We start from the raw sequence: 23,474 nt of genomic DNA, 5'->3' as shown, positions 1-23,474 counted from the left end.
GAAGTTCTGAAGCGCTCGTAAAGGGGCCACAATCCAATTGTCTGAAATAGGGCGGGCTTGGAATTCACACCTTTTGCGTCGCCGCAAGAAAGCGTGATCCCCTGTCCTATGGAGGTACTACCGGTCATCGGCCGGAAAGGAAACCGTTGGCAGGCGGAACCCTGCCGCGTCCTCGTGTTGACAAGCCTGACTGAAGCTTGATCATGCCCGGACGTCAGCTGTGTCTGGAGGGGTGTTATGGCAATGCGCGCGGCTCGTGGTCTTTCGATTCTGATTCTCGTGTTTTTTGCCTGGGCCAATGTCCTGGCCTGGAGCAGCGCCGCGCAAGCGGCCGAGGCCCGGCGAATAGCGACAACGGACAATTCCGACTATTTCGGCTTTGATCTCAGGTCCGACCAGAATGTGACAATCGACCAGTGCAAGACGACGTGCCTGGGAGACCCGGCCTGCCGCGCCTTCACCTACAACAAAAAAGCCAAATGGTGCTTCCTCAAATCCGACTACAACCAGTTGAAAACCTTCAACGGCGCGGTCGCGGGCAAGGTCGTCAACATCGATGGCGATCCTGATATCGGCGCGCCGCCGGAACTCGCTTTCTTCCCCAACTGGATGGCCGATCAGGCCCAGCAATACCGCAACAAGCTGCTCGGCCCGGCCTATGATAGACCGACAGAAGGCATGGCTGCCTTGCTTAACGCCGCCGAACAGGCCGTGCTGACCGGCGATCACCGCTCCGCCATGCTGAAATACGAGGCCGCGGTCTCGGTGCTGCCCGATGATGGCCAGCTCTGGCTCAACCTGGCGCGTGAAACGCTGGCCGTTCAGCCCGCCGCAAGCACCTCCGAAGCATCCACTTTGCCGGCGAACGGCACGTCGGCCGCTTTCAATGCCTATAAATTGCTGCGCACCACCAAGACGCGCGCCGAAGTGCTGGCGCTGCTCGGCAACGGGCTCGACAAGCGCGATCTCTACCGGCCGGCGCTGCAGGCCTATGAGGCCAGCCTTGCCCTGAACCCTTCGCCGGCGGTCCAGGCCGACTATGCCGATCTCAAGGCCCGCAAGGGTTTTCGCGTCATCGACCATACCGTCGACGCCGACACCAGCGCGCCGCGCATCTGCGTGCAATTCTCCGAGGATCTGGTCAAGACCGGCGTCGACTACGCGCAGTTCGTCACCGTGGACAATGCACCGCCCAAGGGCGTCGAGGCCAAGGACAAGCAAATCTGCGTCGAAGGACTGGAGCATGGCCAGCACTACGACGTCACCTTCCGCGCCGGCCTGCCGGCGGCAATCGGCGAAGTGACCGCGGCCCCCGTGGTGCTGTCGATCTATGTGCAGGACCGCGCACCGTCCGCCCGCTTCACCGGTGACAGCTTCGTGCTGCCGGCTGGCGCGCGCCGTGGCATTCCGATCGTCACCGTCAACATGAACGCCGCCGAGATGAAGCTCTATCGCATCGGCGATCGTTCGCTCGCCCAGCTTCTGTCGGGCTACCAGTTCCTGCACCAGCTCGACGGCTATGACATCTCCAACATTTCCGAGCAGATGGGCGCGCCGGTCTGGCAAGGCCAGCTCGACATCGCCAATGATCTCAACAAGGAGGTCACCACCTCCTTCCCGGTCGACGAGGCGGTGCCGCAGCGCAAGCCCGGCGTTTACGTGCTGACCGCCCAGGCCGTCAACGACAAGAGCGACGACTACAATTCGATGGCCACGCAATGGTTCGTCGTCTCCGACATCGGCCTGTCGACTTATACCGGCCAGGACGGGCTCAATGTCTTTGCCCGTTCGCTGGGCAGTGCCAAGCCGATAGCAGGCGCCGAACTGACCCTGGTTGCCAGGAACAATGAGGTTCTCGGCACGGCGACATCGGATGCTGACGGCCATGCCGTCTTCAACCCCGGCCTGACGCGCGGCGACGGCGGCATGGTGCCGGCCGTGCTGATGGCCAAGCAGGGCGCCAATGATTTCGTCTTCCTCGACATGGGCCGGGCCGGCTTCGATCTGTCCGACCGCGGCGTCACCGGGCGCGCGGCGCCCGGTGCGCTTGACGTCTATGCCTGGACCGAACGCGGTATCTACCGCGCCGGCGAGGATGTTCATGTCGCGGCCCTTGCTCGCGACGGCGCCGCCAAGGCAGTCGAGAACCTGCCGCTGACCTTCATCTTCTCGCGCCCCGACGGTGTCGAAAACCGCCGTATCGTCAGTGACGGCGCATCCGCGGGCGGCCATGCCGTCGACCTGCCGCTCGAACCCAACGCCATGCGCGGTACCTGGTCGGTGTCGATCTACACCGATCCCAAGCAGCCGGCGGTGGCCAGCCACATGTTCCTGGTCGAGGATTTCGTACCGGATCGCATCGAATTCGACATGAAGGCCGACAAGCAGGAAATCGCCCTGGGCGAAACCGCCAATATCGACATTGACGGCCGCTTCCTCTATGGCGCTCCGGCGGCCGGCCTGGCGCTGGAAGGCGAGCTGACGCTGTCGACGTCGCGCGACTGGGACCGCTTCCAGGGCTTTTCCTTCGGTCTCGCCGACGAGCAGTCGGCCGAACCCACGGTCACCCCCCTCGCCGATCTGCCGGTGGTCGGCGATGACGGCAAGGTGACCTTCCCGGTCTCCGTCGACCAACTGCCCTCGACCACCAAGCTGGTCGACGCCAAGGTGACGGTGAGGATGCGCGAATCCGCCGGCCGCGCCATAGAGCGCTCGCTCAACATCGGCATCCGCCCGCAAGGCCATATGATCGGCATCCGTCCGGATTTCGCCGACAATGAAGTGCCGCAGGGTGGCACCGCCAAGTTCAGCCTGATCGCCGTCGATCCCGACGGCAAGCGCGAGGCGCTGAAAGGCGCGCAGTGGACGCTGGTCAAGGTCGAACGCAATTACCAGTGGTACCGCTCCAACAATTCCTGGAACTACGAGCCGGTCAACTTCACCAAGTCGATCGCCAACGGCCAGGTCGACCTCAGCGCCGACGGCGACGCAACGGTCTCCGTGCCGGTCGACTGGGGTCAGTACCGCCTCGAAGTCGAGACATCGGATCCCGAGGGACCGGCGACAAGCTACGAGTTCGATGCCGGCTGGTATGTCTCCTCGACCACCACCGAAACGCCTGACGGCCTCGAAATCGCCCTCGACAAGGACAATTATGCCGCCGGCGAAGTGGCCAGGCTGAAAGTCTCGCCGCACTTTGCCGGCGAACTTCTCATCAACATCGGTTCCGACAAGCTGTTGAAGACCGTCACGGCATCCGTGCCGGCCGGCGGCAGCACGGTCGACATCCCGGTCGGCGACGACTGGGGCGCCGGCGCCTATGTCACCGCAACCCTGTTCCGGCCCGGCGAGGCGCAGGAAACGCGCATGCCGGCGCGCGCCATCGGCGTGAAATGGCTGAAGGTCGATCCGGGCTCGAAGAAGCTCGCCGTCACCTTGACGCCACCGGACAAGACCATGCCGCGCCAACAGCTGTCGATCCCGGTTTCGGTCGCCGGCGTGCAGCCGGGCAGCAATGCCTATGTCATGGTTGCCGCCGTCGATGTCGGCATCCTCAACCTGACCAACTACAAGGCGCCGGATCCGGAGAACTGGTTCTTCGGCCAGCGCATGCTGGGCATGGAAATCCGCGACATCTACGGTCGCCTGATCGACGGCTCGCTTGGCAACACCGGCAAGCTCAGGACCGGCGGCGACGGCGCCAACATGCAGGCGCAAGGCAGCCCGCCGACCGAAAAGCTGGTCGCCTTCTTCTCCGGCATCGTCGAGCTCGATGCCGACGGCAAGGCGCGGGTCGACTTCGACATACCGCAGTTCAACGGCACCGTGCGCGTCATGGCCGTCGCCTGGACCAAGGATGCGGTCGGCCATGCTCAGTCCGATGTCATCGTGCGCGATCCCATCGTGATCACCGCCGGCCTGCCGCGCTTCCTGGCGCCTGGTGACGCCGCAATCATGCGCCTCGATGTCGCCGACACCGATGGTCCGGCCGGCGACTACGCGTTCTCGATCGAAACCACGGGCGACCTCTCGACCGGCGACAAGCCCCTGCCCCAGAAGCTGACGCTCGCCCAGGGCAAGCGCCAGACGTTGACTGTCCCGCTGATCGCTCAGACGGCCGGCAATGCCTCGCTCACCATCAAGCTTGCCCATGCCGACGGCACCAAGGTGGAGCAGACGCTCTATGTGCCGGTGCGCCCGGCGCAATTACCGGTGACCACCCGGCTGGTGGTCGACCTCAAAGGTGATGGTGGAGCGCTGCGCGTCGACAAGGAACTGCTGGCGGCAAGCCTGCTCAATGGTGCTTCTGTCAGCGTCGGCGTCTCGCAGGCCGCCGCCTTCGACGTGCCGTCGCTGCTAATGACGCTCGACCGCTACCCCTATGGTTGCGCCGAGCAGACCACCAGCCGCGCCATGCCGCTTCTCTACGTCAATGAATTGGCATCCGGCATCGGCATGGCCAGCGATCCCGACATCCATGGCCGCATCCAGGATGCCATCTACAAGGTTCTGAGCTATCAGGCCTCGGGCGGCAGCTTCGGCCTGTGGGGCCCGGGCTCCGGCGATCTGTGGCTCGATGCCTATGTCACGGACTTCCTGACCAGGGCGCGCGAGCAGAAATACGACGTTCCGAGCCTGGCCATGAACCAGGCGCTGAGCAATCTGCAGAACTCGCTCGGCTACGACCAGAGCGTCCAAGACCGTGGCAGCGAGATCGCCTACGCCCTCTACGTTCTGGCCCGCAACAAGAAGGCCTCGATCGGCGACCTGCGCTACTATGCGGACACCCAGCTCGAAGCTTTCTCAAGCCCGATGGCCGTTGCCCAGCTGGCGGCAAGCCTGGCGCTCTACGGCGATACACCGCGCGCCGAAGCCACCTTCAAGACTGCCTTGCAGTTGGCAAAGTCCACCACCGACTACGACTACTACCGCTCCGACTACGGTTCGCGGCTGCGTGATGGCGCGGCGATGCTGGCGCTGGCGGCGGAATCGAAGCCGGTGCCGACGATCGTGCCGGAACTGATCAAGCTGGTGACCAGGGAACGCGCCGAAGCCCGCTGGACCAGCACCCAGGACGAATCCTGGATGCTGCTTGCGGCCCGCGCGCTCAGGGAAGGCAATGATTCGATCACGCTGGCCGTCAATGGCGCGGCGCATTCCGGCGGCTACTCCAACCAGGTGGAAGGCTCTGACCTGGCCGACAGCCCGCTGACCATCGCCAACACCGGCAAGACCCCGCTGCAGGCAGTCGTTACCACCGTGGCGTCGCCGGTCCAGCCCTTGCCGGCCGGCGGCGAAGGCTTCACCATCAGCCGCACCTACTACAAGCTCGATGGCACCGAGGCCAATGTCACCGAGGCGACGCAGAACGAACGCTATGTCGTCGTGCTCAAGGTCAACGAGCAGAACAAATGGCCGTCGCGCCTGCTGGTCACCGACCTGTTGCCGGCCGGCTTCGAGATCGACAATCCCGGCCTGGTCTCCAGCGCCCAGCTGACGAACTTCTCCTGGCTGGCGCAGACCGATGCGGCCCATCTCGAATTCCGCGACGACCGTTTCGTCGCGGCGTTCAACCCGGCCGACGGCGATCATGACCACAATCTGACACTCGCCTATGTCGTGCGCGCGGTGACGCCGGGTACCTATGCGCACCCGGCGGCAACGGTGGAGGACATGTACCGGCCGCAATATTCGGCCCGCACCGCCACCGGCATGATGGAGGTCAAGGCGCCGTAAGGCTCCGATGGTGATGGACGCGATAAGCAAAGTGCCCCCTCACCCGCCCTCCTCTTCGCTCGGTCGACCTCTCCCCAAGGGGAGAGGAGACGACCAGCGCCGGCGCCAGTCTCTTCTCCCCATCGGGGAGAAGGTGGCCGCGAAGCGGCCGGATGAGGGGGCGTCTTTCCAGCCATGAAGATACTTCGCAAACTCGCTATTGGAGCCGCAGGGGGCGCCTGCCTTTTGGCGCTCTCCGCAGCCAGCCTCTGGGAACTCGACCGTGCTTTCCCACCCCCGCTTCCAGCCGAACTCACGGTCTCCACCGAAGTCCAGGACCGCGACGGCCAATTGTTGCGTGCCTTCGCCACACCGGACGGCTACTGGCGGCTGGAAACCCGGCTCGACCAGGTCGACAAGCAGTTCGTCGACATGCTGGTCACCTACGAAGACAAGCGTTTCTGGGACCATGAAGGTGTCGACGTGCTGGCACTGGCGCGCGCCGCCGGCCAGTTTGCCACCAGTGGCCACATCGTCTCCGGCGGTTCGACGCTTTCGATGCAGCTCGCCCGGCTGATCGAGCCGCGCGAAAGCCGCAGCCTCGGCTCCAAGATCAAGCAGATGCTGCGCGCCATCCAGATCGAACGGCGGCTGTCCAAACGCGAGATCCTCGAACGCTACCTGACGCTGGCGCCCTATGGCGGCAATCTGGAAGGCGTGCGCGCCGCCTCGCTCGCCTATTTCGGCAAGGAGCCGAAGCGGCTTACCGTTTCCGAATCCGCCCTGCTCGTCGCCCTGCCGCAGTTGCCGGAAAAGCGCCGGCCCGACCGAAATTTGAAAATTGCCCACGCCGCCCGCGACCGGGTGTTGACCCGCATGGTCTCCTCGGGCCTGCTCGGCGAGCGCGAGGCCGCGCGTGCCGCCCTCGACGATGTGTCGGGCCTGCGCCGCACCCTGCCGGCGCTCGCCGCGCACGCCGCCTATGCGATGTTGCCCAAGGCCGTCCCCGGCCAGCCCTTGCAACTGACGATCCGCAAGAGCGTCCAGGAGGGGCTGGAACAGGTGGCGAGGGACGCGGCCACCAAGCTCGGCCCCCGCCTGTCGGTCGCTATGGTGCTGGCCGACTCCCGCACCGGCGACATTCTTGGTGAAGTCGGCTCGGCCAATTTCTTCGACGCCAGCCGCTCCGGCTGGATCGACATGACAAAGATCGTCCGCTCGCCCGGCTCGACGCTGAAGCCGTTCATCTACGGTCTTGCCTTCGAACAGGGCCTGGTGGCGCAGGAGACGCTGATCGACGACAGCCCCGTCGATTTCTCCGGCTACCGGCCGAAGAATTTCGACATGGGCTATCAGGGCGACGTCAGCATCCGGCAAGCGCTGCAACTGTCGCTCAACGTGCCGGCGATCCGCGTGCTCGACGCGGTCGGGCCAACGCGGCTGATGGCGCGCTTCCGCCAGGCCGGCGTCAGCCCCATACTGCCGGTCAACGAAGCCCCGGGCTTGGCCATCGGCCTTGGCGGTGTCGGCGTCACACTATGCGACCTCGTCCAGCTCTACACAGGGCTCGCCAATGGCGGCAAGACACACACGCTGCATGACGGCACCGAGCCTGCCAATGCCGAGCGCACCAGCGCCACCATCCTCGACGGTCAGGCCAACTGGCAGATCATCGACATACTGTCGGGCGTCAAGCCGCCCGAGGGTGCCTTGCAGCGCGGCATCGCCTACAAGACCGGCACGTCCTACGGATACCGCGACGCCTGGTCGGTCGGCTTCGACGGTCGCTATGTGCTGGGCGTCTGGGTCGGCCGCCCCGACGCCGGCGCGGTGCCCGGCCTTTCCGGCTATGTCTCGGCCGCTCCCATCCTGTTCGAGGGTTTTGTCCGCTCGGGCCTCGCCACCGTCCCCTTGCCGGGCAAACCGCCCGGCATGTTCAGCCCCAGGCGCGAGGACCTGCCGGTGACGCTCGCCCGCTTCGGCGCCGGGTCGGACGGCCTGGTGCAGGCGACAGTGACCGAACCCGCGCCGACCATCATCTTCCCGCCCGACGGCGCCCGCGTCGATCTCGGCACCAATTCAGTCGACGCCTCGCCGCTGGTGCTGAAGCTGCAAGGCGGCCGTGCGCCGTTCCGCTGGCTGGCCAACGGCAAGCCACTCATCGGCATCGACCGTCGCCGCACCGCGACCTGGCAGCCCGACGGCGCCGGCTATTCGACGCTGACCGTCATCGACGCCGCGGGACGTGCGGCCAGCGTAAAAGTGTTCGTCGAATAGATCGCGCCAAGAGATTCATGGAATTGGCTTTCCACAGGCTCAGCGGATAGCAGGATACTCACCCCATGCCTGTTCCGAGGCACCCCCCTCTGGCCTGCCGGCCATCTCCCCCGCAAGGAGGGAGATCGGATGTCCTTTCCGCTTTCGCCAACTGTCAAAGACTATACGCAACGGCAAAGCTGCCAATCTCCCCCCTTGCGGGGGAGATGCCCGGCAGGGCAGAGGGGGGTGCCTCGCGCAATCCTCGATCGTTAGCAGCCTCAGCACTGGCAGCAACAATCCTTATCGCGGCAGTCACCCTCCCCGCTTTCGCCGACGCCCTGCCCGCCGGCTTTGTCCGGCTCGCCGATGTCGACCCTTCGATCCGCCAGGACATCCGCTACGCCGGATCGGACAATTTCCTGCACCGCAAGGTGAACGGCTATGACGCGCCGGCCTGCATCCTCACCGAGCAGGCGGCCCAGGCACTCGGCCGTGTGCAGAAGGCGATCGTCGCCAAAAGCCTGACGCTGGTCGTGTTCGATTGCTATCGCCCTGCCCGCGCCGTCGCCGATATGGCTGAATGGACGAAACAGGGCGGGCCGCCCGATCCGCAATGGTATTCGAGGGTCAGGCGCAGCGACCTGATCGCCAACGGCTATGTCGGAGAGCTGTCGACCCATTCACGAGGCTCGACCGTCGACGTCGCCATCGCCCGGACGGACCGCAGGTCCAGCCCCAACCCGGCCTGTGGCGCGGTTGATACCGACACGCTCGATTTCGGTACCGGCTTCGACTGCTTTGATCCGATGAGCGAAACCGCCCACCGCGGCCTTGCCAGTGAAGCGGCAGCAAACCGCAAGATGCTTGTCGACGCCATGCGCGCTGGCAGCTTCAAGAACTATGCAAGGGAATGGTGGCACTTCACGCTGAAAAGCGAACCGTTCGCCAGACAGCGTTTCGACTTTCCCATCACCGCCGATTGATGCACCGGACCAAATTCCACACCTTGCCTCGGCACCGCCCCTTGCTAGATAGGCTGAGTGGCCGGGCCATGGATTCTTCCTTTGGCCGCAAGAGGAAAATATTTCTCCTAACGGCGAAATGGCGTCGAACATTTTCTCAAGAGGGGCAAAAAAGGCAACATTGAATGCATCTAATTTCTACCAATTCGGTAGATTTGGCGCGGGTTCAACGGAGGCAGAAATGACCAAACCTCATTTCAGGAAACTGCTCGGCGCACTGGTCGCCACATCTGTCCAGTTCGGCACGCTCGGTTTCGCGTTTGCCGATACCACCATTCTCAACGTGTCCTACGATCCGACACGCGAGCTCTACAAGGCCTATGACGAAGCTTTCGTCGCGCATTGGAAGGCCGAGACCGGAGAGACGGTCACCGTCCAGCAGTCGCATGGCGGATCGGGCGCCCAGGCCCGCGCCGTGATCGATGGCCTCGACGCCGATGTGGTGACGCTGGCACTTGAAGGCGACATTAATGCCATCGTCTCGAAGGCGAAGAAGATCAGTCCGGACTGGCGCACCAAATTCGAAAACAATTCAGCGCCTTACACCTCGACCATCATCTTCCTCGTTCGCAAGGGCAATCCCAAAGGCATTCACGACTGGAGCGACCTCGTCAAGGACGGTGTCCAGGTGATTACGCCTAATCCGAAAACTTCCGGCGGCGCGCGCTGGAACTATCTCGCCGCCTGGGCCTACGCTAACGCCAATGACGGCGGCGACGAGGCCAAGACCAAGGAGTTCGTCGGCAAGCTCTACGCCAATGCCCCGGTGCTCGACACCGGCGCGCGCGGCTCGACCGTGACCTTCGCGCAAAAGGGTCTTGGCGATGTGCTTATCGCCTGGGAAAACGAGGCCTATCTGGCGCTCGACGAGTTCGGTGCCGACAATTTCGACATCGTCTACCCGCCGACCTCGATCCTGGCAGAACCGCCGGTGGCGGTGGTCGACGCCAATGTCGATGCCAAGGGCACGCGCAAGGTCGCCGAAGCCTATCTGAGCTGGCTCTATTCCAAAGAAGCACAGACGATCATCGCCAAGAACCATTATCGTCCTGCCAAGCCCGATCTGGTGCCGGCCGAAGACCTCGCCAAGCTGCCGCCGATCAAGCTCGTAACCATCGACGATCCACAGTTTGGTGGCTGGAAAAAAGCACAGCCTTATCATTTCGGCGATGGTGGTATATTCGACCAGATCTACAAGCCCCAGTAAGCAGTCGATATTCAGGACGACATGACCACAGCACCCGCCCAGGCGGGGTGGCGATTCAGGCAGCCGAGCGTCATTCCGGGTTTCGGATTGACGCTCGGCTTCTCGCTTGCCTACCTCACCCTCATTATCCTCATCCCGCTATCCGGGCTGCTCTGGCGCTCGGCCGCCCTTGGCTGGCCTGAATTCTGGGCGATCGCCACCGATCGCCGCACCATCAATGCGCTGAGAATCAGCTTCGGCACCGCCTTCGTCGCAGCTGCGGTCAACGTCGTCTTCGGCACGCTGGTCGCATGGGTGCTGGTGCGCTACCGCTTCCCCGGCCGCCGCATCGTCGATGCCATGGTCGACCTGCCCTTCGCCCTGCCGACGGCTGTGGCCGGCATCGCGCTGACCACGCTCTACGCGCCGAACGGCTGGATCGGCAAATTGCTGATGCCGCTCGGCATCAAGGTAGCCTATACGCCGCTCGGTATCGTCATCGCGCTGATCTTCATCGGCCTGCCCTTCGTCGTGCGCACCGTGCAGCCGATCATGGAGGAGATCGACAAGGAAGTGGAGGAAGCCGCCGCCACGCTTGGCGCCAATCGCTTGCAGATCATCACCCGCATCCTGTTTCCGGGCCTGGCGCCGGCCATCGTCACCGGCTTCGCGCTCGCCTTCGCGCGCGGCGTCGGCGAATATGGCTCGGTTATCTTCATCGCCGGCAACTTGCCCTACAAATCCGAGATCGCACCCCTGCTGATCGTCATTCGGTTGGAGGAATACAATTATCCGGCAGCGACCGCGATCGCGGCGATCATGCTCGCTTTGTCGTTCATCATGCTTTTGGTCGTCAATCTCGCACAGTCATGGAGCCGCAAGCGCTATGGCTGACCCGGAGATCAAATCCTACGAACCGCATCATGAAAGCCAGTCGGCGGCGGTCACGGAAAGCCGCCCTGCGCGCCTGGCTCTGATGGCCGTCGCCTTCGCCTTCCTCGGCATTTTCCTGCTCTTGCCGCTGATCATCGTCTTCAACGAAGCCTTCGCCAAGGGCATCGGTGCCTACACCGAAGCGCTCGGCAGTGCCGACACGCGCTCGGCGATCCGGCTGACGCTGCTGGTGGCGGCGATCTCGGTGCCGCTCAACATCGTCTTCGGCATCTCCGCCGCCTGGGCGATCGCCAAGTTCGAGTTCAAGGGCAAGGCCTTCCTGACCACGCTGATCGACCTCCCCTTCTCGGTCTCGCCAGTCATATCGGGTCTCGTTTATGTGCTTCTGTTCGGCGCCCAGGGACTGCTCGGCACCTGGCTGAAAGCGCATGGCATCGTCATCCTGTTTGCCGTGCCGGGCATCGTGCTGGCCACAATCTTCGTCACCTTCCCCTTCGTCGCCCGCGAGTTGATCCCGCTGATGCAGGAACAAGGCAATGGCGACGAGGAGGCAGCGCTTTCGCTCGGCGCCAATGGCTGGCAGACCTTCTGGTACGTGACCTTGCCCAACGTCAAATGGGGGCTGCTCTACGGCGTGCTCCTGTGCAATGCGCGTGCCATGGGCGAGTTCGGCGCGGTATCGGTGGTGTCGGGTCACATACGCGGCCTGACCAACACCATGCCGCTGCATGTCGAAATCCTCTACAACGAGTACAACGCCGTCGGTGCCTTCGCCGTCGCTTCATTGCTTGCGGGCCTGGCGCTCGTCACGCTGGTCTTGAAAACACTTCTCGAGATGCGCTACGGCGCCGAGATCGCCGCGACACGCGGGCACTGACAAAGGGACCACTATGGAAGTTCGCGTTGCCAACGTGCGCAAGGAGTTTGACCGGTTTCCGGCGCTTCACGACGTCTCGCTCGACATCAAGTCGGGCGAACTGATCGCGTTGCTGGGACCGTCCGGTTCCGGCAAGACGACACTGCTCAGGCTGATTGCCGGGCTGGAGCGGCCGACACGGGGAAAGATATTCTTCGGCGACGAGGACGCCTCGCACAAGTCGATCCAGGAGCGCAATGTCGGCTTTGTCTTCCAGCACTATGCGCTGTTCCGGCATATGACGGTGGCGGACAATATCGGCTTCGGCCTGAAGGTCCGGCACGGACCGTCGCGCCCGCCGGCGCAGGAGATCCGCCGTCGCGCCTCCGAGCTTCTGGATCTCGTCCAGCTTTCAGGGCTCGAAAAGCGCTATCCGGCGCAGCTCTCCGGCGGCCAGAGGCAGCGCGTGGCGCTGGCGCGCGCCATGGCGATCGAGCCCAAGGTGCTGCTGCTCGACGAGCCGTTCGGCGCGCTTGACGCGCAGGTGCGCCGGGAATTGCGCCGCTGGCTGCGCGAAATCCATGACGCCACCGGCCATACCACCGTCTTCGTCACCCACGACCAGGAAGAGGCGCTGGAGCTTGCCGACCGCGTCGTGGTGATGAGCCAGGGCCGCATCGAGCAGGTCGGCACCGCCGACGATATCTACGACACGCCGAACTCGCCCTTCGTCTATGGCTTCATCGGTGAATCAAGCTCGCTTCCCGTCAAGGTCGAGAATGGCGAGATCTGGCTCGCCGACCGTCCGATCGGGATTGCCGCGCCCAACGAGCCCTCGGGCGATGCGACGCTCTATTTCCGCCCGCATGATGTCGAACTGCTGGACGGCTGCAGCGGCTGTATCGCCGGCACGGTCGCCGCCAGCCGCCGCGTCGCCGGCACGCGCCGGGTCGAGCTTGAGATCGGTGGTGAGCGCCAGCGGGTCGAAATCGAACTGCCGGTCGATCACCCCGCGGCCCAAAAAAGCCGGGTGGCGTTCCGCCCCGGACGCTGGAAGCTTTTTCCGGCGGCTTGATCCTCTGGTCGAGGGCTACGCCAGCCAGTTCTCGACCTTCAGGCCTTTGATCCGGTTGAACTCGCCCGTGTTGGCGGTCACCAGCGTGGCGCCCAATGCACAGGCATGAGCGGCAATAAAAAGATCGTTGTGGCCAATGGTCTGGCCTGCCGCTTCAAGCTCGGCGCGAAGTCCGCCATACTCGGCATCCACCGGCACATCGAGCGGCAAGACAGGAATCTCGGCCAGCAAGTCTTCAACCTTCTTGAGCAGCTTGGCCGATCCCTTCCTGGCGCAGCCATATCGCAATTCCGAGGCGACCACGATGCTGGTGCAAACCGCGTCATCTCCCTCGCGCGACATTGCCCTCGCGGCCTTGCCAGCCGGGTTTCGGATCATGTCGCTGATGATGTTCGTATCCAGCATGAACCGCATCTAGAAAATGTCCTCGGATTTGACTGGCGTGTCGTCGATCTCGGGGAAGTCGTCTTCAGGATCGAGTGGCGGCTCTTTCGCCCACTGGGCGAGCAACGCGGTGAGGCCAGGTTTGCGAACCGGCTCGATGACAAGACGATCGCCTTCCCGGCTGATCAGGACTTTTTCGCCGGGAAGCTCGAACTCGACAGGAATGCGCACCGCCTGGCTGCGGTTGTTGCGAAACAGCTTCGCCTCCTTGGGCGGCGTTGTTGAATGACGGTTCTGGGGCATGTTGCAGCTCTTTTGTATATGCCATTTGTATATGCCAAACAGCGCCACGGTGCAAGGCCCGGGAAAACTCGGCACAGGAGACATCGCCTGCCATCGCACCCCGGAACGTTTCGGTCTGATGCGGTCGGCTTAATTCATGCTTCGAGCGACACGACTATCCTTTCGTCACGCCTTTCAGCGACAGCACCAAGGTCATTGGGTTTTTCGGCGAAGCCGCAAAACCGTAGTGTTCGTAAAAGGCTTTCGCCTCATCCGATATGGCATGAACAAATATCCCGCGAATCCCGAGGATCGTCGCGGCGCGACCTGCCCGTAAAACGGCGTCTTGCAGCAGCGCGGCACCCAGCCCCTTGCCTTGCCAGCCCGCGTCGACGGCAAGACGCCCGAGCACGACCATCGGAATGGGATCAGGCATGTTGCGACGAATGGCGCCGGGTGCCTGCGCGAGATCAAGCCCGCCCGAAGAGAGGCAGTAATAACCGACAACGCGCGCGTCTTCCGCCACCACATAGGTACGCGACGCGCCGCTGACCTGGTTGGCTCGCGCCCTCACGCGAAGCCATTGGTCGAGACTTTCCGTCCCGCTTCGAAAAAGGTCGAGATCGTGGTTTTCGGCCAGAGGCGCGGGCGCCGATAGTATCATCCCTGCCACGGCCTGGGCACGTTCATAAGGCGTGCAAAACCTTCACCGCTTGGCGTCTCATCGAGGATGTCGAGATAGTGCCGATAGCTCTCGGGATCCACCTTGATCAGTGCCTGGTCGAGCAGCGTGTCCTCGGCCGCACGATATGCAGCATCGATCATAAAGTCGGAACGGGTCTTCCCGCGTATTTTCGCAGCACGGTCGATCAATATGCGCACATCCTCTCGGATGCGCAGATTGACAGGCTTGGCATGGGTCTCGGGTGTGGTCTTTGTCATGGCAGCGCTCCTTGTCGCTCCCGTAGCACACCTGCATACACAATGTGTATCTTTTTTCGGAACAGTCAAACGAATTGGAACGATCGGCGTCCACCGAGGCGAAGTCGTGTTTGAAAGAAAAAACTACGAACCTTCTGTCTCGAGAACAAATTTTCTAGCAGCAATGTACTGATCCTCGGACCCATGCCTCGTCGCACACCACGCACCCCGGCTATGGTCCGGCTATAAACGCATTGCATCGGAGCCTGTTTTCATGAAACGATTTTTCCTCGGGCTTGCCACCGTCGCAGGCCTGTTCCTTGCATCCTCCCAAGCCTGGTCGGCCGACAAACTGCTCAACGCGTCCTATGACGTCGGCCGCGAATTGTTTGTTCAGGTCAACAAGGCCTTCATCGCGCAGCATCCGGGCGTCACCGTCGACCAGTCGCATGCCGGCACTTCGGCGCAGGCGCGCGCCATCGCGGAGGGCCTTGGCGCCGATGTCGTTACCTTCAACCAGGTCACCGACATCGACTTCCTGGTCAAGAAGGACCTCGTGTCGGCAGACTGGCAGAAGAACTTTCCCGACAACGCCTCGCCCTTCTATTCGCTGCCGTCCTTCCTGGTACGCGCCGGCAACCCCAAGCATATCAAGGACTGGAACGATCTCGTGCGCGACGACGTGCAGGTGATCTTCCCCAATCCGAAAACCTCCGGCAATGCGCGCTACACCTATCTGGCGGCCACCGCCTACGCCAAGGAGGCCTTCAAGGGCGACGACGCCAAGGTGAAGGAGTTCATCACCAAGCTGTTCAACAACGTGCCGATTTTCGACACCGGCGGCCGCGCCGCGACCACCACCTTCGTGCAGCGCGAGATCGGTGATGTGCTGATCACCTTCGAGTCGGAGACGCGCGGCATTCGCAAGGAGTATGGCGACGGCAAGTTCGAGCAGGTCACGCCTTCGGTCAGCCTGCTGGCCGAATTCCCCGTCGCGATCGTCGACAAGGTTGCCGACGAGCACGGCACGCGCGATCTGGCCAAGACCTATCTCGACTTCCTCTACACGCCGGAGGGCCAGGACATCGCCGCCCGCAACGGCCTCAGAGCCCGCGACGCCGCTGTGGCGGCAAAATACAAGGTCGATTTCCCCGATATCCGGCTGCTGACGGTGGAAGACGTCTTCGGCGGCTGGGACAAAGTACAGAAAGAGCATTTCGCCGCTGGCGGCCTGCTCGACCAGACCTACGGCAGCCGCTGAAGGCCGCGATATCTGCGGAGTAGACGGAAAAGCCGGCGCCCTGCCGGCTTTTTTCGTTTTTGAACGCCGAAAACCTGGTTATCAGCAGAATATCCGCCTTCTCAGTGCAAAACGTTACAAAGAATCAACGCGTTTATGCCTAACGTGCAATTTGGTGGCTGTTTGCGAAACATCATCGCAGGGCGAAGACGTCATTATTTGCACACAAACAGTCGGCAGATGCGAGTGGTTGGGGCTTTTATGGGTTGATCTGGGCATGCTGACAAAAAAAGGCAAATACGGCCTCAAGGCCCTCGTGCATCTGTCTGGCCTGCCGGCCGGCCAATTGGCCTTCGTCAATGACATCGCTGTGGCCAACAATATCCCGAAGAAATTCCTCGATGCCATCCTGGGCGAGTTGCGCAATGCCGGCTTCGTCCAGAGCCGCAAAGGCAAGGAAGGCGGCTACCGCCTTGCCCGGTTGGCTTCCGAAATCAAGATCGGCCATGTCGTGCGCGTGCTTGACGGGCCGCTGGCGCCGATCCCTTGCGCCAGCCGCACGCAGTATCAGCGCTGCGAGGATTGCAACGAGGCGACCTGCCAGGTCCGCCACATGATGCTGGAGGTGCGGCAGGCTATCGCCGAGGTGCTGGACAATCGCAGCCTCGCCGCCATGCGCGATGCGGACAATGACGATTTTCCGGTCGAGCTGACGTCGCAGATCTAAACCACCGACTGCAAGCTGACCGCGCTCAGACAGACATGAGATTCTTCCATTGAAGAGGGAGTTCTCCAAATCCCGGGTTGCGAAGACCTGAAATCACAGGAGAACCCCATACAGTTTGGCCTACCCGTTCAAATTGGACGCAGCCTCGAATACATCGCGTGCGGACGTCGTACCCGCCACGTGCTCCGTACCCGCCACACCGAGGTCCATCCATCCCGCATTCACGGCCTCGTACATTTCTTCGGCAGGTCCGCTGTGGCCCTTCGGGATGCCGAATTGCTCGAGCGCTTCCGCCCACCCCGCACGCGGGATTGCAAAGGCTTTCACGTCGAGATTCAGGACTTCGCCCAATTGCTCGGCGACGTCGTCCGCGCTGACCATCGAACCAAGCTCGACGATGCGCTGCCCTGACCACATTGGCCCGGTCAAAAGCGTTGCGAATTCCGCGCCGATGTCGTTCGTCGCGACCATTGTCGATTTCCGGTTTGTCGGATTGTAGAAAGCCGGCAGCGTTCCGCCCTGCGCGACCTGCAACCCGAAAAGAAAATTCTCGAAGAATCCGCCTGCGCGCACAAAAGCAACTGGCGATGTCAGGTCGCGAAAACCTTGCTCCAGAAGGGACAAGGCCGCGATTACCCCGTGCCCGCTGGTTCTGTTCGCCCCCATAGACGAAAGCGCAACCACTCGCGGCGGCGCTGTCTTGGTGAGCGCCTCGACATAGCTTGCAATCACGCCCTTTGCTTCCTTGTAATCGGGCGAAGGCGCCCAGACAGGGGGCAGCATGACGAACGCGCCTTCGACGCCTTCGAGCGCACGCTCGATGGCTGCCGAATCATTCCAATCGCCGTCAACGAGCTCCACGCCCCGGTTCGCCCAGCTCAACGCCTTCTCCCGGTCGCGGACCAGCGCGCGCACCTTCTTGCCTTGCGCTAGCAAATGCCTTGCCGTCGCGCCGCCCACGTTTCCCGTGATTCCCATTACTAAGAACATGTGTTTTCTCCTGATGTTTAGGGACAGAGCTGCCCCTGTTGGTTCAATGGATGAGCGGCAGAATGGCCCGGATACGGGGATCGCGCAGATAGAGGCCGCCCCAGGTCATCGCGCCCAGAAGCAGGGAAATGATTTCCGGCGGCGACCCCAACTCACCGATGCGGAGATGGGCGCAGATGGCACCTCCCAGAAAGCCAGTCACCAGGATCGCGCCGAGGACGGCGGTGAACGGGATGGCATAGAGGATGGCGCAGGCGAGTATGATCGGACCCACGACACGGGTCAGGTCCATCGCGAACCCGTTTCCTGCAACATGCTCGCGATCCGTGCCGGCGCGAAAAGCTGAACAGTGCCGTCTGCCATCAAAGCGATAACGACAAACGCGCTCATTATCCGGCCGACCCACAGGGCGCGATGCAAGGTCATAGTTTCAGGTGTCTGATGCAGGTTCACGGTTTCCGACACTTGTCATTCTCCATTGGGAATATCCCATGTTCCAAGCTTACTGTGCCCCCAAGACGTGATAAACACCGAGGAAATGAACCGACTGTTCTCTTTTCGGGAAACAATACCGGGGCACGAAAATGCAAAATCTCGAACCCATCCTCATTTTCATAACGGTAGCGGAAATGGGGAGCTTCACCCGCGCAGCCGACAGCCTGGGCATCCAAAAGGGGAGAGCCTCAACGGCGGTCCGGAAGCTGGAAGAAGATCTCGGTGTCAGGCTCCTGCACCGGACGACGCGCAGCGTGCGGTTGACGGAAGACGGACGCGCATTTCATGCCCGTGCCCGCGATCTGCTTGCTGAAGTCGATGATCTGCACTCGATGTTCGCCGGCGATCGCGTGGCACTTCGCGGGCGTTTGCGGGTCGACCTTCCAACCGAAGTGGCGCGCACAACGATCGTGCCGGCCTTGCCGGATTTCATGGCGGCGCACCCCGAGTTGGAGCTGGAGGTGTCGAGTACGGATCGGCAAGTCGATCTGGTTCAAGAGGGGTTCGATTGTGTATTGCGGCTTGGACCCCTTCGGGACGAGACGCTGATTGCCCGCCCACTGGGCCTGTTGCGCATGGCCAACGCTGCCAGCCCCGCCTATCTGGCGCGCCATGGCGTCCCTCGGTCGCTGGAAGATCTCCAGCGTCAGGAACATAGGACAATTCACTTTTCGACGGTGCTGGGCGCGAGACCCTATGGATGGGAATATCCGGACGGCGACAGCTATGCGACGCTTCAGTTGCCAGGTGCGCTACACGTCAACAGCGCGCAGACCTACGAAGCCGCCGCCCTCGCCGGCCTTGGTGTGATTCAGGCGCCACTCTTGGGCATTGGCCGATACTTGGAGAGTGGAGCGCTTGTCGAGATCATACCCGATTTTCGTCGCCGGGCGCTCGCCGTGTCCCTTGTCGTTGCGCATCGGAGCAATCTGTCGCGCCGAGTCCGCGCATTCATGAAATGGATCGAAGATGTGCTGACGCCATATATGGAATAGCGACACGAATATCTTCGTCCGACCCTCGAAATCAACATTTCTGAAGTTGTGTCTGCCGATCGGCGGTCCGGCGTCGCGGGCGCCGGCTCAAGCACGGACATGAGTACCGGGCCGTGCTCAGCCCCGCGCTGGCGCCGGGGGCGTCTGTCACCCCGGCAACGGACACCGCCAGGGATGGCGCCAAGAACATGGCCGTGCAGGCGCACTACATCCTGCTCAAGCATGACCGCCTGCTGGAGGCGCTGAGGCTCTACCCCGAGCAGATGCTGACGTGATCCCGCCGGCAGCGGCTGACCGAGGCCCAGGACAGCACCGGCATCGGCACTGACGATGAAAGTTCATGACCGGGGTATCAGGCGGACCGCGGCAGCGACGAGCTCACCGACCGGGCGCGTCGCATCGAGCGACAAGGCCCGCTCCTCCACTGCCGGCGGCTCGAGGATGGCGAACTGGCTGTCGACCAGGCTTGCCGGCATGAAATGGCCCTTGCGGTTACCGACACGCTGCCTGGCCGTGGCAGGGTCGATCTCCAGATAGAGGAAGACGATTTCCGGGCAGAAGCCGCTCAACCGTTCGCGGTAGCTGCGCTTCAGTGCCGAGCAGGCGGCAACCACGCCCTGTCCGCCGCCCACCGACTCCGCGATGCGCTCGCCGATCGCGTTGAGCCAGCCTTCGCGCAGTTGATCGGTAAGCGGTTCGCCGCTTGCCATGCGTGCGACGTTTTCCGGCGGGTGCAGCCTGTCGCCCTCGATGAAGGTAACGCCCAGCGCGGCCGCCAGCGCAATACCGACGGCCGACTTGCCGCAGCCGGCGACGCCCATCACCACGATGGCCGGAGACACCGAGCCGGGAGCGCCCGCTGGCGCCTGTGCTGCCTTTTCGTCCACTGTCAGCGGCTTGCCGGCGCGCGGCCGTAGAGCAGCAGCATGGCGACGATGACGACGCCGTAGATGATCTGCCGCCCCGCCTCCGGCATCTGCATGACGGAGAGGATGGACTGCAGCAGCGTGATGAGGATGACACCGGCGACAGTGCCGAGATAAGAGCCGCGTCCGCCCAGGATCGAGGTGCCGCCAAGCACCACCGCGGCGATCGACGGCAGCAGATAAGCGTCGCCCATCGACTGCGCCGCCTTGGAGGCATAGCCCGCCAGAAGCACGCCGCCGAAAGCCGAGAGCCCGCCGGAGACGGCGAAGGCGATCATCACCACACGCCGTGTGTCGATGCCGGAGAGATAGGCCGCGCGCTCGCGGTTGCCGATGCCGTAGACGGTGCGGCCGAAGCTGGTACGGGTCAGCACGAACACCATCGCGGCTCCGATCAGCGCCCAGATGATGACCGCGTTGGGCACGCCCGGAATGGCGAAGCCGGTCGCCAGGTAGCGCATCGCGCCCGTCGCCGAATCCTGCGGCGAGAAGCCGCCTGTGTAGACCACCATCAGCCCTTGCGCGACAGCGTTGGTGGCCAATGTGATGATCATCGAGGGGATGCGCAGATAGGCGACGCCGATGCCGTTGACGACGCCGATCAGCATGCCGCAGAAAATACCGAACGGAATGGCCAGCGCCACGCCGACCGGGCCGTACGCCGCCGCAGCGCAGGCCATCATGGCGCCGGCCGCCACCGCCCACGGCACCGACAGGTCGATCTGACCGAGCAGGATGACCAGCATCATCCCGGTGGCGATGACGCCGAGGAATGAAGCCACCTTGAGCTGCTGCAGAAGATATTCAGGCGACAGGAAGCTTCTGGAATAGAGGCTGCCCAGGAACAGCAAGAGAACGATGCAGGCAAAGGCCGTCAGCACCGCCGGATCGGCGCGGCGGATGAATCTGGGCATGCGGCCGGCAATGCCGCCAAGCGTCGTTTCGCTCACAGGAACCACTCCAGCCGGTTGCGGACCCGAAACAGGGCGAAGGCGCCGAGGCTGACGGCGACCAGCAGGATAACGCCCTGGAACAGCGGCTGCCAGAGCGGATCGAAATCGAAGACGAACAACAGGTCGCCGATGGTACGGAAGGCCAGTGCGCCGAAGATGGCGCCGATGGCGCTGCCCTTGCCGCCGAACAGCGAAACGCCGCCGAGCACCACGGCGGCGATCGAAAACAGCGTGTAGGAGTTGCCGCTGGCATAGGCCGCTTCACCCGTATAGGTGAAGAAGGTCAGGAACAGTCCGCCGATCGCCGCCAGCAGGCCGGCCAGCGTGTAGGCGGCGAACTTGCCGCGCCGGATCGGCACACCCGACATGTAAGCCGCCGTCTCCGATGAGCCCGCCGCGTAGGCGGCGCGGCCGAGCACCGAGCGGCTGAACGGCACCCAGATCACCAGCACGACGGCCAGCAGGACGACCAGGCTCGCCGGCACCACGCCAAACACACGGCCGGTCAGCGCATCGGCCAGATCCTCATTGACCGAGCCGCCCGGGAATGGCCGCAGCAAAAGGCCGATGCCGTAATAGACGGCCCCCGTGGCAATGGTGGCGACAATCGGCTGCAGCCGGCCATAGATGACGATGGCGCCGTTGATCGCGCCGCACAGCAGCCCTACCGCCAGCACGGCGATGACACCGAGCGTCGTCTGCATCGGCGTGCCGACCACCAGCCAGGAGGCGAGGCAGTTGGTGAGCAGGAAGATCATACCGACGGACAAGTCGATGCCCGCGGTGATCACCACCAGCGTCTGCGCCATGGCGACGAAGGCGAGCAGCACACCCTTGTTCGACGCCGTCTGCACGACATTGGCGGTGAAGCCCGCCGGATGGTTCGAGGTGTAGATGACGAACATGACGATGAAGATGCCGAACGCCAGCAGCGTTCCGCGCTGCTCGGCCAGCCAGTAGCGCCAATCTTTCACGCGCTTGCTCCCAGGCCCACTGGGCTCTCCTCGCCATGGATGTTGAGCGCGCTTGATATCAGCGCCCGCTCGGTGATCTCGGCACCGACCAACTCGCGCTTGACCGCCCCGTCATAGAGCACCAGCACGCGATCGCAGCAGCCGATCAGTTCGTCATAATCGGTCGAGTAGAACAGGATCGCCGCACCCGCGTCGGCCAATTTGCGCATCAGCTGGTACAACTCCTGCTTGGTGCCGACGTCGATGCCACGCGTCGGATCGTTGAGCAGGATGATGCGCGGCTGGCGCATCAGCCATTTGGCGATGACCACTTTCTGCTGGTTGCCGCCCGAAAGCGCGCCGACCGGAATGTCGAGGCCCGCCGTCTTGATCGCCAAGAGGCCGACCATGTCGTCGATCAGCCGCTGCTCGGCGGCGCGATCGATAATGCCGGCTTTCGACAGCCGGTCGAGCGCCGCGAACGACAGGTTCTCGCGCACCGTCATCGGCAGCATCAGCCCTTCGGTCTTGCGGTCCTCGGGAATGAGCGCCATGCCGATGCCGTCGTCGCGCGCAACGGATGGACTGGTGATCGAGACAGGCTTGCCGTCGATCAGGATCTGGCCGCTGAGGCCCCGCAGCACGCCGAAGAAGGCGAGCAGCAATTCGCGCTGGCCCTGGCCGTCGAGGCCGCCAAGGCCGACCACCTCACCTGCCCTGACGGTCAGCGAGATATCGTGCAGCCGGTCGGCCCATGAGAGCTTGCGGGCCTCGAGCCTGGGGGCCGCGGTGGCAGGCACGGCCGCCGGCTTGGGCGGAAAGATATGGCTGTATTCGCGGCCGATCATCAGTTCGACCACCTCATTGTCGCTCTTCGAGCCGGCTGCATAGCTGGCGACATTGCGGCCGTTGCGGAACACCGTGCACTGATCCGCCAGCTCGGCGATCTCGTTCATGCGGTGCGAGATGTAAAGCAGCGCCAGCCCTTCCGAGCGCAGCCGCTTCAGCACCGCGAAGATCTTCGAGACATCCGCGGCGGTCAGCGCGGAGGTGGCTTCGTCGAGGATGAGGATGCGCGGCTTGCGTGCCAATGCCTTGGCGATCTCGACCATCTGTCGGCGCGACAATGGCAGGTCTTTGACCAGAGCCAGCGGGTGGATGTCGGCGGCGCCCGCACGCGCCAGCGCGTCTTCCGCGATGCGGCGCTGCGCCTTGCGGTCGATCATGCCGAAGCGTTTGGGCGGATCGGAAATGACGATGTTGTCGGCCACGCTGAGCTCAGGGACCAGCGACAGTTCCTGGAAGATGCAGACGATGCCGGCCTTGTTGGCGGCCCCCGGAGAAGCGAAGATCGCCTCGCGCCCGTCCAGCGTCATGCGGCCCTCATCGGGCGCCACGACACCTGCCATGACCTTGATCAGCGTCGATTTGCCGGCGCCGTTTTCACCGAGAATGGCGTGGATGCTGCCGGCTTCGACGACAAGCTCGGCCTTCTCCAGCGCACGTACGCCGCCATAGCGCTTGGATATGCCTTCCATACGAAAGAGCGGAGCCGCACCGTCCATCGGCCCTCCCAGGGCGATTGTGGGATTGAGACAAGC

At 63.3% G+C, this 23,474-nt stretch carries 22 protein-coding genes; 11 read left to right on the top strand and 11 right to left on the bottom strand.

Annotated features, from left to right (window positions below; genetic code table 11):
* The first annotated feature begins 237 nt into the window (after positions 1-237).
* The 7 genes from NKJ04_RS30090 (at position 238) to NKJ04_RS30060 (ending at position 13,007) form a co-directional block, all read left to right on the top strand.
* Positions 238-5,736, top strand: a complete 5,499-nt coding sequence (locus NKJ04_RS30090) for an alpha-2-macroglobulin family protein (protein ID WP_352679167.1) — start codon at positions 238-240, stop codon at positions 5,734-5,736.
* A gap of 174 nt (positions 5,737-5,910) precedes the next feature.
* Positions 5,911-7,992 carry a penicillin-binding protein 1C gene (gene pbpC, locus NKJ04_RS30085; protein ID WP_352679165.1) on the top strand — a complete coding sequence of 694 codons (2,082 nt, stop codon included), beginning with the start codon at positions 5,911-5,913 and terminating at the stop codon, positions 7,990-7,992.
* Positions 7,993-8,198: 206 nt separating this feature from the next.
* Positions 8,199-8,957, top strand: a complete 759-nt coding sequence (locus NKJ04_RS30080) for a M15 family metallopeptidase (protein ID WP_352551700.1) — start codon at positions 8,199-8,201, stop codon at positions 8,955-8,957.
* 220 nt (positions 8,958-9,177) lie between these two features.
* Positions 9,178-10,203, top strand: coding sequence for a sulfate ABC transporter substrate-binding protein (locus tag NKJ04_RS30075; protein ID WP_352679163.1), 1,026 nt, complete (start codon positions 9,178-9,180; stop codon positions 10,201-10,203).
* A gap of 21 nt (positions 10,204-10,224) precedes the next feature.
* Positions 10,225-11,076 carry a sulfate ABC transporter permease subunit CysT gene (gene cysT / locus NKJ04_RS30070; RefSeq protein ID WP_352679160.1) on the top strand — a complete coding sequence of 284 codons (852 nt, stop codon included), beginning with the start codon at positions 10,225-10,227 and terminating at the stop codon, positions 11,074-11,076.
* A complete protein-coding gene (gene cysW / locus NKJ04_RS30065; RefSeq protein WP_127270916.1) occupies positions 11,069-11,953 on the top strand; it encodes a sulfate ABC transporter permease subunit CysW in 885 nt (294 codons plus the stop codon). The genes cysT and cysW overlap by 8 nt, the downstream gene beginning before the upstream one ends.
* Positions 11,954-11,966: 13 nt before the next feature.
* The gene (locus tag NKJ04_RS30060; RefSeq protein ID WP_023813221.1) at positions 11,967-13,007 is read left to right on the top strand and encodes a sulfate/molybdate ABC transporter ATP-binding protein; all 1,041 of its coding nucleotides are present in this window, start codon (positions 11,967-11,969) and stop codon (positions 13,005-13,007) included.
* 15 nt (positions 13,008-13,022) lie between these two features.
* Here NKJ04_RS30060 and NKJ04_RS30055 read toward each other — a convergent pair whose 3' ends face one another.
* The 4 genes from NKJ04_RS30055 to NKJ04_RS30040 form a co-directional block, all read right to left on the bottom strand.
* Positions 13,023-13,421 (bottom strand): type II toxin-antitoxin system VapC family toxin, encoded by a 399-nt coding sequence (locus NKJ04_RS30055; protein WP_023813222.1) that lies wholly within the window; start codon positions 13,419-13,421, stop codon positions 13,023-13,025.
* Positions 13,422-13,694, bottom strand: coding sequence for an AbrB/MazE/SpoVT family DNA-binding domain-containing protein (locus tag NKJ04_RS30050; RefSeq protein WP_023813223.1), 273 nt, complete (start codon positions 13,692-13,694; stop codon positions 13,422-13,424).
* 154 nt (positions 13,695-13,848) lie between these two features.
* Positions 13,849-14,334, bottom strand: coding sequence for a GNAT family N-acetyltransferase (locus tag NKJ04_RS30045; protein ID WP_352679191.1), 486 nt, complete (start codon positions 14,332-14,334; stop codon positions 13,849-13,851).
* A complete protein-coding gene (locus NKJ04_RS30040) occupies positions 14,334-14,615 on the bottom strand; it encodes a type II toxin-antitoxin system TacA family antitoxin (protein ID WP_023813225.1) in 282 nt (93 codons plus the stop codon). The genes NKJ04_RS30045 and NKJ04_RS30040 overlap by 1 nt, the downstream gene beginning before the upstream one ends.
* A 253-nt stretch (positions 14,616-14,868) precedes the next feature.
* On the opposite strand from NKJ04_RS30040, the gene NKJ04_RS30035 reads away from it, so the two are divergent.
* Both NKJ04_RS30035 and NKJ04_RS30030 read left to right on the top strand, forming a co-directional pair.
* A complete protein-coding gene (locus NKJ04_RS30035) occupies positions 14,869-15,855 on the top strand; it encodes a sulfate ABC transporter substrate-binding protein (RefSeq protein ID WP_352679158.1) in 987 nt (328 codons plus the stop codon).
* Between the two features lie 256 nt (positions 15,856-16,111).
* Positions 16,112-16,561, top strand: a complete 450-nt coding sequence (locus NKJ04_RS30030) for an RrF2 family transcriptional regulator (RefSeq protein WP_352679156.1) — start codon at positions 16,112-16,114, stop codon at positions 16,559-16,561.
* Positions 16,562-16,681: 120 nt separating this feature from the next.
* Here NKJ04_RS30030 and NKJ04_RS30025 read toward each other — a convergent pair whose 3' ends face one another.
* From NKJ04_RS30025 to NKJ04_RS33760, 3 genes are read right to left on the bottom strand one after another with little or no spacing between them, the layout of a single operon-like run.
* The gene (locus NKJ04_RS30025; protein WP_023813228.1) at positions 16,682-17,551 is read right to left on the bottom strand and encodes an NmrA family NAD(P)-binding protein; all 870 of its coding nucleotides are present in this window, start codon (positions 17,549-17,551) and stop codon (positions 16,682-16,684) included.
* Between the two features lie 43 nt (positions 17,552-17,594).
* Positions 17,595-17,843, bottom strand: a complete 249-nt coding sequence (locus NKJ04_RS33765; RefSeq protein WP_502897988.1) for a DoxX family protein — start codon at positions 17,841-17,843, stop codon at positions 17,595-17,597.
* Complete coding sequence (locus NKJ04_RS33760) at positions 17,834-18,016, bottom strand: hypothetical protein (protein WP_502897987.1); 183 nt, start codon at positions 18,014-18,016, stop codon at positions 17,834-17,836. The genes NKJ04_RS33765 and NKJ04_RS33760 overlap by 10 nt, the downstream gene beginning before the upstream one ends.
* A 119-nt stretch (positions 18,017-18,135) precedes the next feature.
* On the opposite strand from NKJ04_RS33760, the gene NKJ04_RS30015 reads away from it, so the two are divergent.
* Together NKJ04_RS30015 and NKJ04_RS30010 are read left to right on the top strand one after the other, a co-directional pair.
* The gene (locus tag NKJ04_RS30015; protein ID WP_352679154.1) at positions 18,136-19,041 is read left to right on the top strand and encodes a LysR family transcriptional regulator; all 906 of its coding nucleotides are present in this window, start codon (positions 18,136-18,138) and stop codon (positions 19,039-19,041) included.
* Positions 19,042-19,154: 113 nt separating this feature from the next.
* A complete protein-coding gene (locus tag NKJ04_RS30010) occupies positions 19,155-19,316 on the top strand; it encodes a hypothetical protein (protein WP_352551689.1) in 162 nt (53 codons plus the stop codon).
* A gap of 63 nt (positions 19,317-19,379) precedes the next feature.
* On the opposite strand, the gene NKJ04_RS30005 is transcribed toward NKJ04_RS30010, so the two are convergent.
* From NKJ04_RS30005 to NKJ04_RS29990, 4 genes are read right to left on the bottom strand one after another with little or no spacing between them, the layout of a single operon-like run.
* Positions 19,380-19,928: a gluconokinase gene (locus NKJ04_RS30005; protein ID WP_352551687.1), complete on the bottom strand. Its 549-nt coding sequence runs from the start codon at positions 19,926-19,928 to the stop codon at positions 19,380-19,382.
* Positions 19,929-19,930: 2 nt separating this feature from the next.
* The gene (locus tag NKJ04_RS30000) at positions 19,931-20,917 is read right to left on the bottom strand and encodes an ABC transporter permease (protein WP_127295464.1); all 987 of its coding nucleotides are present in this window, start codon (positions 20,915-20,917) and stop codon (positions 19,931-19,933) included.
* Positions 20,914-21,894 carry an ABC transporter permease gene (locus NKJ04_RS29995; RefSeq protein WP_127295462.1) on the bottom strand — a complete coding sequence of 327 codons (981 nt, stop codon included), beginning with the start codon at positions 21,892-21,894 and terminating at the stop codon, positions 20,914-20,916. Before NKJ04_RS29995 ends, NKJ04_RS30000 begins: the two co-directional genes overlap by 4 nt.
* Positions 21,891-23,438: a sugar ABC transporter ATP-binding protein gene (locus NKJ04_RS29990; RefSeq protein ID WP_352551685.1), complete on the bottom strand. Its 1,548-nt coding sequence runs from the start codon at positions 23,436-23,438 to the stop codon at positions 21,891-21,893. The genes NKJ04_RS29995 and NKJ04_RS29990 overlap by 4 nt, the downstream gene beginning before the upstream one ends.
* Positions 23,439-23,474 lie beyond the last annotated feature (36 nt).

It is taken from the genome of Mesorhizobium sp. M0618, assembly GCF_040320765.1.
GTDB lineage: Bacteria > Pseudomonadota > Alphaproteobacteria > Rhizobiales > Rhizobiaceae > Mesorhizobium.
This window is presented reverse-complemented; position numbering and strand designations above follow the sequence as displayed.

Coding starts and splice junctions, on each gene's coding strand:
- NKJ04_RS29990 (WP_352551685.1), bottom strand. CDS start 23,438: ATGGACGGTGCGGCTCCGCTCTTTCGTATGGAAGGCATATCCAAGCGC.
- NKJ04_RS30075 (WP_352679163.1), top strand. CDS start 9,178: ATGACCAAACCTCATTTCAGGAAACTGCTCGGCGCACTGGTCGCCACA.
- NKJ04_RS30080 (WP_352551700.1), top strand. CDS start 8,199: ATGCCCGGCAGGGCAGAGGGGGGTGCCTCGCGCAATCCTCGATCGTTA.
- cysW (WP_127270916.1), top strand. CDS start 11,069: ATGGCTGACCCGGAGATCAAATCCTACGAACCGCATCATGAAAGCCAG.
- pbpC (WP_352679165.1), top strand. CDS start 5,911: ATGAAGATACTTCGCAAACTCGCTATTGGAGCCGCAGGGGGCGCCTGC.
- NKJ04_RS30060 (WP_023813221.1), top strand. CDS start 11,967: ATGGAAGTTCGCGTTGCCAACGTGCGCAAGGAGTTTGACCGGTTTCCG.
- NKJ04_RS33765 (WP_502897988.1), bottom strand. CDS start 17,843: ATGGACCTGACCCGTGTCGTGGGTCCGATCATACTCGCCTGCGCCATC.
- NKJ04_RS30015 (WP_352679154.1), top strand. CDS start 18,136: ATGCAAAATCTCGAACCCATCCTCATTTTCATAACGGTAGCGGAAATG.
- NKJ04_RS30025 (WP_023813228.1), bottom strand. CDS start 17,551: ATGTTCTTAGTAATGGGAATCACGGGAAACGTGGGCGGCGCGACGGCA.
- NKJ04_RS30055 (WP_023813222.1), bottom strand. CDS start 13,421: ATGCGGTTCATGCTGGATACGAACATCATCAGCGACATGATCCGAAAC.
- NKJ04_RS30090 (WP_352679167.1), top strand. CDS start 238: ATGGCAATGCGCGCGGCTCGTGGTCTTTCGATTCTGATTCTCGTGTTT.
- NKJ04_RS30040 (WP_023813225.1), bottom strand. CDS start 14,615: ATGACAAAGACCACACCCGAGACCCATGCCAAGCCTGTCAATCTGCGC.
- cysT (WP_352679160.1), top strand. CDS start 10,225: ATGACCACAGCACCCGCCCAGGCGGGGTGGCGATTCAGGCAGCCGAGC.
- NKJ04_RS30035 (WP_352679158.1), top strand. CDS start 14,869: ATGAAACGATTTTTCCTCGGGCTTGCCACCGTCGCAGGCCTGTTCCTT.
- NKJ04_RS30030 (WP_352679156.1), top strand. CDS start 16,112: ATGCTGACAAAAAAAGGCAAATACGGCCTCAAGGCCCTCGTGCATCTG.
- NKJ04_RS30050 (WP_023813223.1), bottom strand. CDS start 13,694: ATGCCCCAGAACCGTCATTCAACAACGCCGCCCAAGGAGGCGAAGCTG.